The organism is Bacteroides sp. 90-K9/2 (assembly GCF_047310725.1).
Lineage (GTDB): Bacteria > Bacteroidota > Bacteroidia > Bacteroidales > Bacteroidaceae > Bacteroides > Bacteroides vicugnae.
The window spans coordinates 1,627,038-1,645,293 of sequence record NZ_JBCGVL010000001.1 but is presented as its reverse complement, the minus strand read 5'-3'; the positions used below and the strand labels follow the sequence as shown (position 1 = coordinate 1,645,293).

Sequence of the window (18,256 nt, the reverse complement as noted above, 5' to 3'; positions counted from 1 at the left end):
GCAATTAGGAGATTTCTCTTATGCTTTTTTTAAGTCTCTACTCTTATCGATAGGAACGCAATTATTTAAAAGTGCCTAATAAAATCATTAGTTATAATAGGGTCCTTTATTCTTTTGAAGGAAAAAGAGTTTCCCAAGCATGACATTAAATCCTTATTCTTCTAACGAATTTTCCTTATACTTCTCTCCATAGAGTTGCTGGTACTCCTTTTGGAAACGGTCATAAACACTTTGTGCGTATGCTTTCTGCCCAAGTTTCTTGAGTGCTTTTATTTTGAAGGTCAATGCCGTTTCACTCATTCCATCGAACGAAAAAAGCACATCGGACAATACGATAACCTTTCTGGCTTCATTATTCGCTTCTACGATAGGAAGCAGTTGCTCGATGATCCGGATGAAAAGTTCATCATGGTTAATTTTGATATTGCCAAACCATTCGTAATGTACAAAAGTAGGCAATAAGGTGCCTCGTTGCAGCAGGCCGATAAGTTGCTTCACCTCTTCTTCTTGTTCTTGAGGTGAATGAACCTGTTGCAGTATTTTTGCTATATTCAAGGCTTTGAGATAGTCACAGTAGAAATTATCTCCATACACAATCTTCCATTTGTCGTTTAAGAAAACAAGTTCCACTCCCTCTAAATCAGTTAGAATGTTCCGCAGATGGTTGATTGTGACGTTACGTATATTCTTGGCAGAGGTCGTAGTCTTCTCTGGCCAGAGTTGGGCGGACAGCTTATTAGTACTGATCCCCTCCTGACCGTCGTGTGAATGAAGCAGTACGAGGACAAACATTTGTTTTATTTTCGGACCGAAACGATAAGCAATTTCGTTGCCTTTGGCATCGAATACCTGAAAATCTCCAAACAGATAGACAGCATTGACCTTTATCGGAGTACTGGCCGATGCATCTATTGGAGATTGGGGTTGAGGAACATTACTACCATCGGCACTCTTCTCATCGACAGGTATACCATCTTCAGGAACGCTCGGTGATACTACCTCTTGTGTACTACCTCTTTTTCTATGCCGATAATAAGCAAAACAAAGAATCAGCAAAAGTACGACTCCTCCGATTATATAATAAAGGTTAGCTCTGCCTGCTTCGTTGTCGTCGTCCGTATCCCATTTTTTAAGCTCCTGATAAGTAATAGGAGGAGCATTCAACTTATAGACACCAATCTTCGCTTTCGGATTATTATCTTCGCTATACCGGATGACGGCATATAATTCATTGTCCTCCGGATTACTGAACAGATAGGCTGTTGACAGAATACAGTTTGTTTGAAAAACGATCTCGTTGGAGACAATGGCATGTTCTCCTGTCTTCACGTCAAACCGATGCAAAGAGGCATTCGTTGTTTTCCGGTCTATGCACAAAAGATAAATACACCCTTTTTTACTGTCGAACACAAGCCCGCGGGTCGGAATAAAGTAATTGTCGGGAAACGCTCTGCTCCACAATTTCTTGACGGTACGCTTGGAAGTATCAAACAGATATAGGTCGCAGAAGAAATCCTTGCCAAGCTCCTGTTTGCCCGTTTCGTTACCCACTCCTCCGAATACGAAAAAGCTTCCCTCCACAGGACCTTTACCTGCTACGGTGTGCATACGGGGATAAATGACATCGCCCGTAAATTGTATCTCCTTCCATGCTCCATGATCGAAGTCATACTGATAAGTCAGATTTGAATACTGGTAGTTTCCATATCCGCCGAAAATATAGAGCGATTGGCTTGCCTGATCGAAAAAGTAAGCATGATGGTGCAACGGATTGGAGAATTGAGGAGAAACGATACGGGTGGGCAGATCCTTATCCGAAATAGTGGAGAAGAAAGGACCGGTTTGTCCGCCAATATCCGCTAAGTTATAGAAATAAGTCTCCTGCTTATCCGGGTTATAAATAGCCTCCCCCGAATATCCCGTTTGCGTGCCCACCGTTTCTTTGGGGTATTCGGTCAGTTTCAGCGTGTTGATGTCGAACTTACCTATATTATTATCACCTACAACTAATATCTGTCGGTCCGGTTCGTCAAACGCTATCCCGGCAGCCGCCGAACTGGTGAACGTACCTATTTCCTGCCAAAAGAACTGTTTATTAATCTGCCATGTGGGATGGACCACTGTTCCGTGCAACTTGTTACCTGCCTCATGCACCAAATTCCCATCCGACTCCGTGAGCGGGAACAGGAAAGAATGAGAAGCCTCATCCCGCACCATGATATTTTTAATCACCATGACAGGCACTTCCGGAATCGCCTTGATATTGGCACCGAAGATAATATTTGCCTTAGACGGATTCGGAATAGTAATACCATCGAGCGAGTATTTCTGCCCGTCGATAGTCACTTCCGCTTTCTGGTGCTGAAAGTCCAACCGCGTTTCTACGTGTAGCCATTTGCGCGCACCGATAGTTTGGGGCGAAACGGGTATTTCGAGAAATTGTTTTTTATCCGAAAGGCTGTTGATGACAAACGATGAACTGCTCTTATCGCGACCGATATAAGCAAAACTATATGGCGCGGCCTTATCCTCATACACCCATATCTGTCCGAAACTCTCATGGCTAAGGATAGATAAATCGAAAGAGATCGTTACAGAATTGGTGAATGAAATATCGTTTCCACTGAATAAGTCTAAATAAGTCTGGGGAGTTTCTCTTGAAAAGAGCAGTCCTGCCCCTTTTAGTGGTTGAAAAGAAAGAGCAAATATGGCAATGAATATAAAAAACTGGTATGTTCTCTGCATAATTAAACGACGTTTTAGAAATGCGTTTCAATGCAAAGTTAGAAATTTCCCTCATGTATTCCTAATAATTCAGTTTAATTCTCTTGGGTGATTGCCTGACATCTACCTTTTTATGGGGTGATTAATGAAATAAAAAGCGCACTAATCCGAAAATTAACCCCTTTTTTTTGCTTCGACCCTATTTTTGTGTCATCGAATTGATGAACCTATATAATACTGATTAGAACATGATGCATATTTCTTCTGACATTGCTTCCCGTCGCTCCCTTTTGTTGTCCAATCATTTTGCTTTTGGCGTGTGTCCTGTCATTGGCTGTAATTCCCATGCATTTAATTATTCTGGAATTACAGATATGTTTCCTAAACTGATGCATGGAATGGAACGTTCCCTGCAAATTCATCTATGAACGGAACTTCGACACCGTTCGATAGCAGATGAACACATTTGCACGAAAAAAAGCCCTTTTCGGGTAGGATTAATAAAATAAAAGTGGGAGGTAACCTATAAATTAACCCATATATTATAGGCTCCCGGATATCTTTGTCTATATAAACTAATGCCACGATGAAAAAGAAAAATCTAATTAAAACACTCTTCTTAATAGGAATGCTGCTGGGAGGAACCATCTCACCGGTCGTTGCTTCCTCTTCACCGGATAACTGGTGGCCTGTTCAGAAAAGGCCCGGTTACATCTTGAAATGTACACTGTCCCGTCCCGGTGATATTCGTGAGATGAATGTCGCTCAATCCTTATGCGGACTTGCCGCGCAAGCAGTAAATGAGGGTATCGGCAACGAGGGACTTTGGGTTGAGAATCGTACACCGGATTATCAGTTGTATTATAAGGCCTGGCTGAAACGCCTCAAAGTAAAGGAACGGGGTTCCCTGAATACTTGGGAAGTCGTGAAACGCTTTCAAAAGCAAGGCTATATAAAAGGTTACATTCTATATGATTATAACCGGAAAGACAACTCCATCAATCTGGCAACTGCACAAGCCGGCATCCTGAAAGGGATTCTGGTAGATATAACGCTGGAAGAACAGGCAAAAGCATCCGGCTTGAAGAAATTGTATGACGCCAGCAAGGAGAATCTGACCCAGTCCTGGTTTGACGAACACAAATCCCGAATGAACAATAATTTCATCGTTCTGACCAATCCGTCGATAGCCAATAATCGTGATTATGCCATTGCCCATAAGGGAATGGTTTATTACGGAGTGGACGAATTACTGGATACTGTACTGGAGTGGGTACGCCCCTTGTCACCGGTGATAGGCTGGAATAGCGGCCCGGAATTTCAGCACATCGCCCCCTGTTCCCATTGGGGATTAATTAATACAGCTTCCGACTGGTGCATGAATCTGGCCATGCTCTCCATCACCGGCAACGAAAAAATAAAAAAGATTAAAACTGTTAATCCGGCCCGGATAAATTGGGAATCTGATGCAATTTATCATTCCTTTGTGATGAGCGACGGAGATAATATGCAGTGGACATTGGGTAGTTTTATCAATAATCCTGACTTTTGGAGTAACGAACATAATGGCAAGATTCCCATGTCATTCACTACGTGTATGGTCAACCTGTCAATGGCTGCTCCCGATGTGCTTAATGTACTGATGAACAGTCAGCCACGGAACGTATCGCTTGCCGAATATGGCGGCGGATACTATTACCCCGACCTTTTTGCTTCAAAGCGCGCCGACAGAGAGGGACTGTTGCGGAGTTTTGCCCGTATCGTGAATGTGCACATGCAAAAGATGGGTATCAAAGCATTTGGTTTCATTTGTCATAAGATAGATTCGAAAGAAGCTCTGGATGCGTATCGTGTCTTTGCCGAAGAATTGGAGGGAATAGCCGGAATGCTTGCCGTGCAGTATTCTCCCTATAATGGCGGATATGGTAAAGTGTTTTGGATGAAAGACCGGAAAGGGAACGATATTCCGGTGATTTCCGCACGCGGACAGATATGGGCTAACCAGGAAAAAGAAAAGTCCGGTACTCCCTCCCAGATTGCAGCAGTAATTAATGAAGATGCGACGAATAAAATTCCCGAGGGTGAGATAGCGTGGACCATTGTTCATGCCTGGTCGCGCTTTGAGAAAGAGTCGAAAGACAGTATTGTCAGTGCGCCGCAGAACAGCCGTTCGCCGAGAGGAGTGACTCCCGTGTACTGGTGTAAGCAATTGCTGGACAAAAAGGTACAGGTAGTGCCGGTAGATGAGTTGCTTTGGCGGTTAAGAATCAAACACGTCAATAGAGATTCTGCCATAAATTCTAATTGAAAAACATTAAAGTATACACATATATGGAAATTAACAGACGAGATTTCATTACTAAAATGTCTGCTATTGCAGCATTGAGTGTCCTGCCTTCGTCATTTGTAGCCGCTATGGGCAATGAGAAGGTAGAGAAGGCCAAGCCCAAGTATCCAACATTGAAATGTGATGTGGTGGTAGTCGGAGCCGGTCCAGGTGGAGTGCCTGCCGCCATTGCGGCAGCCCGTCAGGGAGCTAAAGTAATATTGCTGGAAGAGGATAATATGCCTGGAGGAGCCCCGGTCGATATGTATGTTCCCTTTATATGCGGTGGTCCCAGGGTGGGAGTGTTTCAGGAGATGATTCAGGTATTGAATGCAAAACACACCATTGGCGGGCGTACTTGTGAGACGTTCGGAAAAACAGGCAGTGACGGAAAGAATCACTGGTGGATGCCCGGTTCTTATGCGGAAGTGATTTATCAGCTTCTCGAAAAAGAAGAAAACATCACGCTGATGTGCGCAGCACCCGTTGTAGGAGTAAAGGTCAAGACCTCCGGCAACAGAAACCAGGTGACCGGAGTGCGTATCATGCGTAATGGCGATTATCAGGATATTGATGCGGCAGTTACCATAGATGCCACCGGCAACGGACTGATTGCCGATATGGCAGGATGTGAATATATGTTTGGCAGTGAAGCCAAGAGCGACTACAACGAGCCCGTAGGCATCGAAGTGGCCGATGGTAAGGTGCAGCCCTGTACCTGGATGCTGATTAGTGAAAGAATCAAGCGCAATGCCATACTACCTATTGATAAACTGAAAGGTAGCAGTGCTGTGGAAGATAACCTGAATCGTTGGGTGAAAGCCGACGATAAGGAGGATATGATCCGGAGAGACGCCGGCATCTATCTGCACTGGGGACGGACTGTATATTGCAAGGATACCCGCGACCCTCTGTTGCTGGCACAAGCCCAGCAGGAAGCACTGGAACGCCTGCAGGAAAACCTCGAAATCTGGCACGAAGCCGGCTACGCAGTACATCTGGCTCCTAAGTTGGGCGTGCGCGAAGTGCGCCGTATCAAAGGCGAGTACGTGCTTACAGCCAATGACTTGATTGCCGGAACGATGCACGATGATGTGATAGCCCACGCACACTATTCGTTCGATGTATGGGGAATGAAAATTCCCGAAGAAATGAAGCATATCGGCCCTTACGGCATTCCCTATCGCAGTATTCTGCCAACCAAGACCGAGGGGTTGCTCACTGCCGGACGTATCATCAGTGCGACACGCATTGCGCACAGTTCTCTTAGAGTGCAGCCTATCTGTTCCAACATTGGAATGGCAGCCGGTACGGCAGCAGCTATGTCCGCCTTGAATCAAACCGGACTTCGTTCCATAGATATCAAACAACTACAAGACCGACTTGCCTCAATGGGGCTTTTCGATGGTTTAAAAAAGAAATAAGCGTACGACTATGACAATGAATAGAAGACAGTTTTTGAAGAACATGGGAATAGGCGCTGCTGGTGCAGCTTTGCCCGGAGTCTCCATGTTTGCTGCGAATGAAGCGATGAATCCCCAAGATAAATCCCTGTTTAAATTGCCCGAATTGCATTGCGATGTGATTGTAGTGGGTGCCGGACCGGCAGGTATACCTGCTGCCGTTGCTGCTGCCAGAGAGGGGGCCAAGGTGATTTTACTGGAAGAAGATATGATGCCCGGAGGAGCTCCGGTGGATATGTATGTCACATATATGTGCGGCGCACCCCGTGTCGGTGTATTTATCGACATGGTGCGCGAACTGAACCAGAAACATTCACTAAGCATTACCCCCAGCAACACGTTCGGACAATGGGCATGGGATAATAAGCAGCATTGGTGGTTGCCGTCGTCATTTGCGCAAGTCGTTTACGGCATTATGAAAGCGGAAAAGAATATCACGTTGATGTGTGGTTCACCGGTTGTGGATGCAGTGGTCGAGACAAAAGGCAACAGAAACAGAGTGACCGGCGTCTGCGTGATGCGTCAGGGTATGTTGCAGAAAGTCTCCGCTCCGGTTACCATCGACGCCACCGGTACCGGACTATTGGCAGCCAAAGCCGGTTGTGAATACTTCTACGGTAGCGACGCCCGCAAGGACTTCAACGAAAGCATCGGACTCGAAAAGAGTGACGGCAGAGTGCAGCCATGTACCATGATGTACATCAGCCAACGCACCCGCAGCGACGCGGAATTTCCCCGCCACATATTCAAAACCGGTGTACTCGACCACGACCAGGAGAAGTGGGTGACCCAACAGACGGAAGAAGAATTCCGGAAGATAGACTCCGGCATATACCTCCACTGGGGAGCAACGGTAGAATGTACCGACACCACCGACCCGGTATTGGTAGCCGACGCGCATCGCCGTGCCATGAAAAAACTGGAACCGCAATTCGAAGCCCTCAACCAGGCCGGATACGTCACTCATGTAGCCCCGAAAATCGGAATCAGAGAGTGCCGCCGTATCAAAGGAGAATATGTGTTGACAGTAGATGATGTACTGAAAGGAGTGATGCACGATGATAAGATTGCCGATGCCTGGTACTCGTTAGACCCATGGGGAATGAATGTAGACCCCAAAATAAAGAACAGCGTAGGACCTTACGGCATCCCATACCGCAGCTTGATTCCCGTTAATACCGAAGGATTGCTGACAGCCGGACGCATTATCAGCGGAACCCGTCTGGCAATGAGTTCTTATCGGGTGCAACCGATATGTGCAACTATTGGCGAAGCAGCCGGTACGGCAGCAGCGATGGCGGCTTTGCAGAAGACGAGTGTGCGTAATCTCGATGTACGTCGCTTGCAGAACCGCTTGGACGAGAAAGGTCTGTTCGACTGGTATCGTCATGTGAATATGAATGTGAATAATAAACCATGGAAAAAATAAGATAAATATGAACCGTATATTTCTTTTAATATTAGTATCAATTTTTACAGTCTCCACAGCCAGTGCTCAAACCACTTTCCTGAAGAAACTCAAGAAAGGCGAAAAGCAGACTGTTGTGTTTTACGGTGCCAGTGCTGCCATCAATACCTCCAACCGGGCTTGGGTGGACCAGCTTCGTACTAGACTCGAACGCAGATTCCCCGAAAAGATAACGTTCTACAACTGCTCGAAGTCGGGAATCGGCTCTTTCTGGGCAACTGAAAACTTCAAAGACTCCGTATTGAGCCGCAAACCCGATTTATTGATATTCGGCTTTTCGGAAAACGATGCTGTGACCCGTTTCAACAACGCTCCCTGGTATTCGGGAAAGTGTGCGGAATACATGGTTGACAATCTGCGGGCACAGAATCCTGATGCCACCATCGTATTGTATATTCTTTCCGAACGTCCGTTGGGACAATCGGCGGAGACCCGTCCCGAACTGGCAGCATTCAATGCTTCATGCCGCGAAGCAGCCAAAAAGAAAGGTATCATTCTCGTCGATTACTCGGTAGAATTTAATAAAATCTACGACGCCGGAGGAGAAGAAGCATTAAAGCCATATCAGCGCGACGGTATTTTGCCTACCCGCAAAGCGGCACAGGAAATCCTTGTACCGATGCTGTGGGATGCGATATTGGGACGTGACAGTGCAAAGAAGTGATTCATCAGTTGAAAACACATATAGACGAACAGGTTAAAGAATATATCGGCATTGATAAAATACTATGAAAATGAAAAGTTTTATTTATATCATGGGAGTTGCCCTATCGGTAGTTTTCTGCTCTTGCGAAAAACAGGGAGAGCAGGAGCAGGGAACAGAACAAGGGCAGGGAGAGAAGCCGGAACCGGAATCACCCGAAGAACCTCCTTTGGTTGAAAACTGGGATTTGATTGAAATCACGCGTGCCGAAGTGGGAAACAGCAATTATGAAGAATTGCTCTATCTGGCTTCGCTTGCCGGACTTGTGAATCGCAGCAGTCCCGAAATCTTTCTTCACTCCGGTCAGGCATACGCCAAATGGATGACTGAAATGAAAGCCTCCGGTTATACCTTTACGAAGAAAAGACTGTCGGAGATAACTTCTTTGTTCCTGAACAGAGCGAAAGGGTATGTATTGGTGGATGATAAATTGGAGAAAACATACATTGCTGCAAGCCTTGCAGGAGTGCTTGATGCTGTGATACTGACAGCGGCCCTGGCCTCTAAAGCTCCTTATAACAGTCTGCAGAAACTGGCCGACGTGAGGGATAAGGATGAGGCTTGGCTGGCCGACTATATAAAACAACATTCTTCACAATTCAACTTGAATGCGATTGTGAACAACGCTTCTTTCCCGTGGACAATGGTCGATTTTGCCATAGCGAACCGATATCCCTGGTGTAGCAATGCCAAAAGTGACGGTGCTGTGCTGCAAAAGCTTTATTATATGTTGAAACCCAATTCGCCTCATTACGGTTGGGGAGTACCCTATAATCTTGAACGCATGGATGTGCGGTTCGGATGCGAACATAATGGAGTATATACCGTGCCGGGTATCAACACCATGAGCCTTTCCATCCTGTCGTCCAAACAGTTGAAACCGTATGACCGACCGGCTTCGCCTGTGGAAGTCCCGGCACGGACAGGCGTGCATTATGCCACGATCGTATTCAGTGACGGAGACAATACGTCCTATATGCTCGATTTGTTTTCCCGGAATACCTATATCTCGCATCCGCGTGTACATGAGATTCCGCTTACCTGGATGTATCCCCCGACTCTGCGCACCAATATGGTTCCGGTGCACAACTGGTATCAGAAAAACCTGCCGGCAACCAACTGTTATGTCGGAGCATTGTCCGGTGCGGGTTATACATTCCCGTCTCATCATGAGTTTGTAGCCGACTATTTCCGCATGACGAATGGAATGTTGAAAGATTGCGGCATGCAGTATATGGTACTGATGGACGATGCGGAACTATTCACCGGTTCGTCTGCCGGTTCGTATGAAACGTTTATGAAGCGGCACACCGGCAACTTGCCCGATGTGAAAGGATTCTTGTATATGAATTATTTGGGATATGCCAAATGGCAGGGCGCTTATTTCTTTGCAGGAGATGCTCCGGTTGTTTCGTTCCGCTATTTCATGAAGAATGATGATAAGTTTACGGAACCTCATACGCCCGAAACCATCGCTGCGGCTTTGAATTCGGCTCCACGTGACATTAACAGTATAGATGCTTATTCGGCAATCGTGGTACACGTCAATGCTCCGTCCAGTTACACGGTGGAAGATATGCTTGTATTTAAAAATTTATTAAACGAAAATGTAGTATTGGTGAATACGGAACAGTTCCTCGAACTTATCAGGAAGAATGTAAAAGGTAATAGAGGTTAATCCCTCTTTTAACACAGTGGTTAATGCTTTTTTGAGGGTGTTAATCCACGGATTAACCCTAGTTCTAATCATTTCACCCATATATTTGAGAAAAAAACAGTATTCTTTTAGTAACCTAAAAAATTAATACCCAATGAAACAATTCTATTCATTATGTATGATTATGCTCCTGGCATCTGTTCTGGCAATAGATGTTATGGGACAAAAAACGACTCTGACTGTTACCGGTAAAGTAACGGATCTGGAGGGAGACCCACTGTCGGGAGTCTCCGTCGTTGTGCAGGGAACAACGCGCGGCACGATTACCAATATCGACGGAGCATACTCTATAAATGTACCGTCGAAACAGTCGGTGCTTGTTTTCTCGATGATTAGTATGAAAACTGTCGATCATCGCGTAGGCAATAGTACACAGATCAATATTATTATGGAAGAGGATGTGATTGGTTTGGGAGACGTAGAAGTGGTAGCCATCGGTTATGGCTCTATGCGTCGCTCGGACTTGACAGGTTCCATATCATCTATTAGTAAGGATGCATTGAGCGAACGTGCCATTACGTCACTCGAAGATGCTATGAGAGGTAAGGCAGCCGGTATGCAGATTGTGCAGAATGACGGTGCTCCTGGTTCTGATTACACCATCCGTATTCGTGGTGCATCGTCCGTTAATGCTTCAAGTGCCCCGATTTTTGTTATCGACGGTGTGATTTGTGAAGATGCTTCTTCTTTGAATCCGGGCGATGTGGCATCCATTGAAATTCTAAAAGATGCTTCCTCAACCGCTATCTATGGTTCGCGTGGTGCGAACGGTGTCATCATGATTACCACACGCCAGGGAACCAATGATGGAAAAACACGGGTGGAACTGTATGCTAACTTAGGTATGCAGCAGGCAGTACGTCAATTTGATATGCTCAATTCTTCGGAATATGCGTTGATGCGTTATAAGACCGGGTGGAAATACTACCCCTACGGAACCGATCCGTCGACCATGAGCGATGGTATTGTCTATCGTGACAATCCGAACGGTGACGGTAACTATTGGGTACTTCCCGAAAGTTCAACTTATGCAGATTGGGAGTCGTATGGTGCTCCGGGTAGTACGAATACTCAATGGCAAGACCTGATGTTCCGCGATGCCCTGTATCAGGAATATCGTATCAACGTTTCGGGTGGTAATAAGAACACGCGCTATTCGGTATCCGGCGGTTATCTCAATCAGGAAGGGGTAGTAGTAAACTCCGGTTTCGAACGTTTCACAGGAAGAATTAACCTCGTTCAGAAATTGAGTACTAATGTGACTATGACTGCCAATATATCAGGCTCAAGAACTAAAAACTCCGGTTTAGCAACCGGCAGTTCCGATGGTTTGATGGTGAAACTGTTACGTCAGTCGCCTTTGAATTCTGCTACCTCATCCGGTATTACCGAAGGTACAGGCAGTGAAGAGGGGCAGGTTGTTTCTAACCCATACATACAAGTGCGCGATATTACCAACAATCGTTATAAAGACAATCTGACAGCACGTATGCAACTGGAATGGAAGATACTTACCGAGCTTTCTCTGAATGTAGCAGGTACGTATGAAGACAATCATCAGAAAACAGATGTATTTTATCCCGCCAACACCGAACAGGGATTTAAAGCAAACGGACGTGCCATTGTCACTAATGCCGGAATTAAAAAACTCTCCGGAGAAGCATTCCTGACTTATACCAATTCGTGGAAAGGCGGACATCGCCTTAAAGTATTGGCTGGTAGCACGCTTGAAACCTACAATAATAATACGGTGCGTACTGAAACACAGAATTTTCCTTCACTCAATCTGGGGGTAAATGGACTGGGAATGGGTGTTACTCCGCAGATTCCTACCTCCTCAATCGTTGAGTGGAATATGGTGTCGTTCCTGGCACGTGCCGAATACAATTATAAGGAACGTTATCTGCTGACAGCCAGTTATCGTGCCGATGGTTCGTCACGCTTCGGTGCCGGTAATAAATGGGCGGGATTCCCGTCAGTTGGTCTGGCATGGCGTATCAACGAAGAGTCGTTTGTGAAAGACTTAGGAGTTTTCTATAACCTAAAGTTGCGTTTCGGCTATGGTCGCAGTGGTAACACAGCCATTCCTTCTTATCGTAGCCTTTCAACAATCGCTTCTTCATTCTATCCGATGTATGGTTCCGATCTTTCTTACGGTGCCAGCATTGACAGGCCGGCAAACCCGTCATTACGTTGGGAAACAACGGATATGGTCAATCTCGGACTGGATATGTCTTTTTTTAAAAACCGCCTGGCAATGACGGTGGATGTTTATCGTAAAAAGACCACCGACCTGCTGATTGAAAAGAATGCAGCATTGGCTACGGGATACGAAAAGGGATGGGCCAATGTCGGAGCCGTCCGCAATCAGGGTATTGAGATTACCTTGGATGCTACCCCTATTCTGACTAAGAAATGGAACTGGACCTTGAATGCCAACATCGGCTTCAACCGTTCGAAAGTGCTTGATATCGGTCCTGGTGATGAGATGGGATTTGACCCGGGGGTTATTCCCGGTTCCGGAAACTTTGTCATGATTCGCAAGAATAAGAGTCTCGGGCAATGGTATGGCTATAAGATTGACGGTGTGTATGCTTCACAGCACGAAATCAATGAACAGGGGCTTACCGAAGTGCTCGGACAGAAGATTGCCAGCATACGTCCGGGAGATTATCGCTTCCGCGACCAGAACGGTGACGGTAAAATCACTTCCGCCGACCTCGTATTACTGGGAAGTGGCGAACCGGATTTCACAGGCGGTTTGACGAACACAGTTTCTTATAAGAACCTGTCATTGAGCGTAGCCATGCAGTTCAGTTACGGAGCAACTGTTTTCAACGCCAACCTCCATTCATTGACAAGTGGACGTGACGGTCATAATCAGATTGCTGAAATGAATACCAACTCCTGGTCACCGACACTTTATGATGCAGATGGTAATGTATTCTTTGCCGGTAACAACGAAGCCAAATATCGTATGCCGGGTGGGGTGGCACTCAACTACTGTACATCCAAAATGCTTGAAGACGGTTCATTCCTCCGTATAGGAGACATCACGCTGGCCTACGCACTTGGAAAGAAAGTAGCCAAGAAAGTCGGTATGCAGAACATCAAACTGTTTGCTTCGGTCAAGAACCTTTGCGTATTTACCAAATATACGGGATTTGACCCGGAAGTAAACACTCGTCAGGGACAGACAGGCGACTTGATGCCGAGTCTCGACTACAGTGCTTATCCGCGCAATCGTTCTTATTCTGTTGGTTTCAATTTTATTTTCTGATTTGTTTAACACCCTGAATATTGAATTCCATGAAAAAATATATCATATTATTATTGGCTACTATGTTCCTACTCGGAACTTCCGTTTCGTCTTGTACCAATTTCTTGGAAGAGAAGCCGGAGTCTGAATTCGATGAAGGAACTTTCTATAAGACTGTCGAATCTCTGAAAGTAGGAGCAGTCGGTGCGTTTTCTACGCTGCGCTATATGTATAACGTCGGCACCAATACCCCGTTATTTGTCGGTATGGTGGGTACGGACGAGTGTATGTATCCCAATGAAACGAACCTGCGTGGTTTTATCGACCGCTACACATATACGCCTACCGATGGCTGTATCAAGCAATTCTGGTTTCGCTACTACCGGTTGATTACTGCCTGCAACACTGTTATCTACAAAGCACAGGGAATCGAAGGAGACGCTAAACTTATCAACCGCTATGTAGCTAATGTACGCTTTTTACGTGCATGGGGATATTTCAACCTGGTGCAGACTTTCGGAGCCGTGCCTTTGATGACCGATCATGTGACGGAGCTGACTTACGACATGGGACGTACACCGGTAGCGGAAGTTTATCAACTCATTGAAGATGATTTATTGTTCTGTTTGGGCGAAGATGTTCTGCCTAAAGAGATAGATGGCGGTTGGGCGAATTACTGGGCTGCCAAAACATTGTTGGCAAAAGTATATATTACGATGGCTTCGGCACGTGCCGCCGATCGTGTAGCCGGTTACGAGCAGATTGAACAGACAGATGAAAAACTTTACGGTGATGCATTGGCACTGCTGCAAGATGTAATTACCAATAGCGGACGTGATTTGGAACCTGTTTACGGAGATGTCTTTAAAATTGAAAATAAGAACATCAATAAAGAGACGATTTGGGAAATACAGTTCAGCGCACAGAATCCTTATGGCTCACAATGGCCGAAAGAATACGGTGCCCGTGCAATCAATACCGACGGACAGAAACTTTACGGCGGCTGGCGTACAAATGCCATTGCCGGACAATGCAACCTTAAATATGTTCCCTCATTCTGGAACTATTATGATGCCAATGGTTACGACAAGCGTCGGGAGTGGAATCTGGCCGATTATGTGATTGACTTTGATAAGACCAATAATAGCCCGATAGCACAGAAACCCATGACGGAGCTAAGCGGTAAACCGCAACCCGGAGACAATGCGAAGTCTGTAACGAACAGTGGTGTCATCAAATATCGTTGGGGAGCTACCTGGAAAGATGAACATACCAACTTTGTGTATTCCAACTGTCCGAACAATATCCTCGTACTGCGTTTTGCCGATGTACTGCTAATGTATGCCGAAGCCGATTTGATGTTGAATAATGGTTCACCGTCCGACGAGGGTGTGGAAGCAATGAATCGCATCGTGCAACGTGCCCGCGGATTAAATCAGGGAGTTGCTGTCACTGAAAACGATACCCCCGGATTTGGGAATTACGATACGTATACACTCGAAGATGTATTGTTGGAGCGTGCCCGTGAGTTATGCTTCGAACGCTGGCGTTGGTATGATCTGGCACGTACCGGTATGCTTGAGCACTTCCTGGAAAACCGCAATGGTTTTAGTACGACGAAAACCAGCTTCGACAGTGATAAGAATTATTTGTTCCCCATTCCGTTGAGCGAAATACAGATTTCGACGAATAAAGACGGAATGTATCAGAATCCTAATTATTAATGGGATGGCAATTATGCTTCTTTCTGTTTTAATAAGACGGGATATTGCAGAACTTGATAAAACTAACAGTCTGTCCGGATATTCCCTTGGGGAGATTTAATCGGGCTTTAAAAATCTTGAATCAATGAAACAAATAAAATATTTATCTTTTATCCCTTTTCTGGCTCTTCTCTGCTTGATGACGGGATGTGAAAATGACAAAGATGTGTATTACCCTTATGTCAATGTTCCGCTTACTACGCACAATCCGGTGCTCGTTGAGGGAGAAGTCCTGCATATCGGTATTGGTTTGGACGGTGTGAATTATCGTGTAGAGAGTGATAATGAGGATGTGGTGACTGCCGAGGTGGTTGGCAACGAGATACTGTTGACAGGCGGTGACATAGGTAGCACCATCGTTCGCCTTTCGGATGATAGCTACAATCGTGCTCTCATGACGGTTGAAGTACGTAAACTTCAGGAACTGACACTCGAATCGCTCCCGGAGGGAGTGGAAGTATTGCGTCTGGATAACGACGGCGTTATTCTTCGTGAAATGAAAATCCTGACCGGTAATGGCGGTTATACAGTAACCAATTCTGCTCCTGAAGCCATCAGTGCTGAAATTGTGGAAGATCCCGACGTAACAGGAGGATATAAACTGATACTTGGCGGTAAAGCAAATGTCGATCAGGCAACGGTTACTGTGACAGATTCCCGAAACAAGTCAGCTACTCTTAAAGTGCGGGTGACGAATCCGATTCGTCCTGTTCTGTTTGATAAAGAGGGGACTCTTGAGGGGGAATATGTGTACGAGGGTACGCCTCAACAGATTTCTTTCAATATCACTTCCGGTAATGGCGGTTATACCGTTAAATCTCTGAATGAAGGAGTAGCTACTGTGGCAGTATCCGGCACCACAGTAACTGTAACCGTGGTAGGTGACGGTGGCACAACCATCACTGTGACCGATCAGGAAAAGGAAAGCCGTTCCATAGATTTATGGGTACCGCTCAATCTTGACGACCCGACGCCACGTATTTATTGGGATGGTTATCGTGCCGATATTAACACGGCCGGAGTTTCCAGTACCGGATCTTATGCAACGCCAAAAGATATGTACTGGTATCAACAAAACGGTGAAGTGAAAGATACATACTATGTCTACTTTAATGGTGGTTGGGCAAACAATTTAAATTGTGTGAATGCTGCCAATCGTAATCCGAAGTTTGAAACGACTATCAATGACACTAAGACTTCGTACACAGACAAAGCAGCCTCTGACGTTAAACTGACCGAGTTTATTTTGGAAAAACGCATTGGTACAGGTCCGACGAGCCATCCGCATATCTATTTCATCTCTTTAAAAACAGAAGATGGTAAGCGTGGATTTATAGTGCATCGTTGGAATGAATAATAAATACAAATAGGTCCTTAGTTTTTTTTCAGGGTATGAATATGAGGGTCGGATGCTGTATTGCTCCGGCCCTCTATGTTTTGATAGAGCATACAAAATTAGAGGCTGCCTTTCGGTAATACCATGAAAATAACTATCTTTGCTAACTGTTTATTATACACATAACCTAACAACATTATGCAGTATGAACTATAATTTTGATGAAATAATAAACCGTAACGGTACAGATTCCGTAAAATGGGATGCAGTAGAGAGTCGTTGGGGACGCAATGACCTGATTCCAATGTGGGTAGCTGATATGGATTTCCGCACAGCTCCTTTTGTCATAGAGGCTTTGAAAAAACGCCTGGAACATGAAGTACTCGGATATACATTTGCTTGCAAAGAATGGTCGGAGTCTATTATTAACTGGGTGAAGGAGCGTCATGGTTGGACTATCCGTGAAGAGATGTTGACTTTCACTCCCGGTATTGTCCGCGGCTTGGCTTTTGTGATCCACTGTTTTACGCAGAAAGGAGATAAGATAATGGTTATGCCCCCTGTTTATCATCCTTTCTTTTTGGTCACTCAAAAGAATGAGCGCGAAGTGGTATTCAGCCCGTTAGTCCTGAAAGATGAACAATATTATATTGATTTCGACCGCTTCCGTCAAGATATTCAAGGATGCAAATTGCTTATTTTAAGCAACCCTCATAACCCGGGTGGACGTGTATGGACGAAAGAAGAACTGTCTCAAATAGCTGACATCTGCTATGAAAGCGGCACATTGGTTATCTCTGACGAGATTCATGCTGACTTAACGCTGCCTCCATACAAACATCCTACCTTTGCTTTGATTTCAGAGAAGGCACGGATGAATTCTCTTGTCTTTATGTCTCCCAGCAAAGCATTCAATATGCCGGGATTGGCAAGTTCTTATGCAATTATTGAGAACGACGAACTTCGTCACCGTTTCCGGACATATATGGAAGCAAGCGAGTTTAGCGAAGGACATCTCTTTGCTTATTTAAGTGTTGCAGCTGCTTACAGTCATGGAACAGAATGGCTGGACCAAGTGATAGCATATATTAAAGGAAATGTGGATTTCACTGAAACGTATTTGAAAGAACATATTCCTGCTATCAAGATGATCCGTCCGCAAGCCTCTTACTTGATCTTCCTGGATTGCCGCGCATTGGGACTCAATCAGGAAGAACTGAATCGTCTTTTTGTAGAAGATGCTCATCTGGCACTGAATGATGGAACAACATTCGGTAAGGAAGGCGAGGGATTTATGCGGTTGAACGTTGCTTGTCCACGTGTTACGCTGGAAAGAGCATTGAAACAGTTGGAGCAGGCTGTAATGGATTTAAAGTAGTCTTTTTATTCCATTCCCCGGTTCGGAAATGAAATCAATCCGTTCAGGGGATAAAGCTATATTTCCTGTCTCACTCTTGCTTTTTACTATTTAATTTTGTATCTTTAGTGCTTCCCATC

The 18,256-nt window shown here is 45.3% G+C and carries 10 protein-coding genes; 9 read left to right on the top strand and 1 reads right to left on the bottom strand.

From position 1 onward, the window contains the following. Nucleotides 1-153: 153 nt before the first annotated feature. A complete protein-coding gene (locus AAHJ11_RS06310) occupies nucleotides 154-2,745 on the bottom strand; it encodes a kelch repeat-containing protein (protein ID WP_258979590.1) in 2,592 nt (863 codons plus the stop codon). Between the two features lie 565 nt (nucleotides 2,746-3,310). On the opposite strand from AAHJ11_RS06310, the gene AAHJ11_RS06305 reads away from it, so the two are divergent. The 9 genes from AAHJ11_RS06305 (at nucleotide 3,311) to AAHJ11_RS06265 (ending at nucleotide 18,137) form a co-directional block, all read left to right on the top strand. After that, a complete protein-coding gene (locus tag AAHJ11_RS06305) occupies nucleotides 3,311-5,032 on the top strand; it encodes a GxGYxYP domain-containing protein (protein WP_148366393.1) in 1,722 nt (573 codons plus the stop codon). 23 nt (nucleotides 5,033-5,055) lie between these two features. Continuing rightward, the gene (locus AAHJ11_RS06300; RefSeq protein WP_148366392.1) at nucleotides 5,056-6,474 is read left to right on the top strand and encodes an FAD-dependent oxidoreductase; all 1,419 of its coding nucleotides are present in this window, start codon (nucleotides 5,056-5,058) and stop codon (nucleotides 6,472-6,474) included. Nucleotides 6,475-6,490: 16 nt separating this feature from the next. Then, nucleotides 6,491-7,942, top strand: a complete 1,452-nt coding sequence (locus tag AAHJ11_RS06295; RefSeq protein ID WP_234131835.1) for an FAD-dependent oxidoreductase — start codon at nucleotides 6,491-6,493, stop codon at nucleotides 7,940-7,942. A gap of 7 nt (nucleotides 7,943-7,949) precedes the next feature. Next, nucleotides 7,950-8,645, top strand: coding sequence for an SGNH/GDSL hydrolase family protein (locus tag AAHJ11_RS06290; protein WP_148366390.1), 696 nt, complete (start codon nucleotides 7,950-7,952; stop codon nucleotides 8,643-8,645). Between the two features lie 70 nt (nucleotides 8,646-8,715). Further along, nucleotides 8,716-10,362 (top strand): GxGYxYP domain-containing protein, encoded by a 1,647-nt coding sequence (locus AAHJ11_RS06285; RefSeq protein WP_148366389.1) that lies wholly within the window; start codon nucleotides 8,716-8,718, stop codon nucleotides 10,360-10,362. Between the two features lie 133 nt (nucleotides 10,363-10,495). Further along, nucleotides 10,496-13,681 (top strand): SusC/RagA family TonB-linked outer membrane protein, encoded by a 3,186-nt coding sequence (locus AAHJ11_RS06280; protein WP_148366388.1) that lies wholly within the window; start codon nucleotides 10,496-10,498, stop codon nucleotides 13,679-13,681. Nucleotides 13,682-13,710: 29 nt separating this feature from the next. Next, entirely contained in the window at nucleotides 13,711-15,384 is a 1,674-nt protein-coding gene (locus tag AAHJ11_RS06275; RefSeq protein ID WP_234131838.1) for a RagB/SusD family nutrient uptake outer membrane protein, read from the top strand. Between the two features lie 124 nt (nucleotides 15,385-15,508). Next, the gene (locus AAHJ11_RS06270) at nucleotides 15,509-16,780 is read left to right on the top strand and encodes a hypothetical protein (protein ID WP_148366386.1); all 1,272 of its coding nucleotides are present in this window, start codon (nucleotides 15,509-15,511) and stop codon (nucleotides 16,778-16,780) included. 184 nt (nucleotides 16,781-16,964) lie between these two features. Further along, a complete protein-coding gene (locus tag AAHJ11_RS06265) occupies nucleotides 16,965-18,137 on the top strand; it encodes a MalY/PatB family protein (RefSeq protein WP_148366385.1) in 1,173 nt (390 codons plus the stop codon). Nucleotides 18,138-18,256: the final 119 nt, after the last annotated feature.

Excerpts from the sequence above, each read along its gene's own strand:
- AAHJ11_RS06310 (WP_258979590.1), bottom strand. The coding sequence starts at position 2,745 with ATGCAGAGAACATACCAGTTTTTTATATTCATTGCCATATTTGCTCTT.
- AAHJ11_RS06305 (WP_148366393.1), top strand. The coding sequence starts at position 3,311 with ATGAAAAAGAAAAATCTAATTAAAACACTCTTCTTAATAGGAATGCTG.
- AAHJ11_RS06300 (WP_148366392.1), top strand. The coding sequence starts at position 5,056 with ATGGAAATTAACAGACGAGATTTCATTACTAAAATGTCTGCTATTGCA.
- AAHJ11_RS06295 (WP_234131835.1), top strand. The coding sequence starts at position 6,491 with ATGAATAGAAGACAGTTTTTGAAGAACATGGGAATAGGCGCTGCTGGT.
- AAHJ11_RS06290 (WP_148366390.1), top strand. The coding sequence starts at position 7,950 with ATGAACCGTATATTTCTTTTAATATTAGTATCAATTTTTACAGTCTCC.
- AAHJ11_RS06285 (WP_148366389.1), top strand. The coding sequence starts at position 8,716 with ATGAAAAGTTTTATTTATATCATGGGAGTTGCCCTATCGGTAGTTTTC.
- AAHJ11_RS06280 (WP_148366388.1), top strand. The coding sequence starts at position 10,496 with ATGAAACAATTCTATTCATTATGTATGATTATGCTCCTGGCATCTGTT.
- AAHJ11_RS06275 (WP_234131838.1), top strand. The coding sequence starts at position 13,711 with ATGAAAAAATATATCATATTATTATTGGCTACTATGTTCCTACTCGGA.
- AAHJ11_RS06270 (WP_148366386.1), top strand. The coding sequence starts at position 15,509 with ATGAAACAAATAAAATATTTATCTTTTATCCCTTTTCTGGCTCTTCTC.
- AAHJ11_RS06265 (WP_148366385.1), top strand. The coding sequence starts at position 16,965 with ATGAACTATAATTTTGATGAAATAATAAACCGTAACGGTACAGATTCC.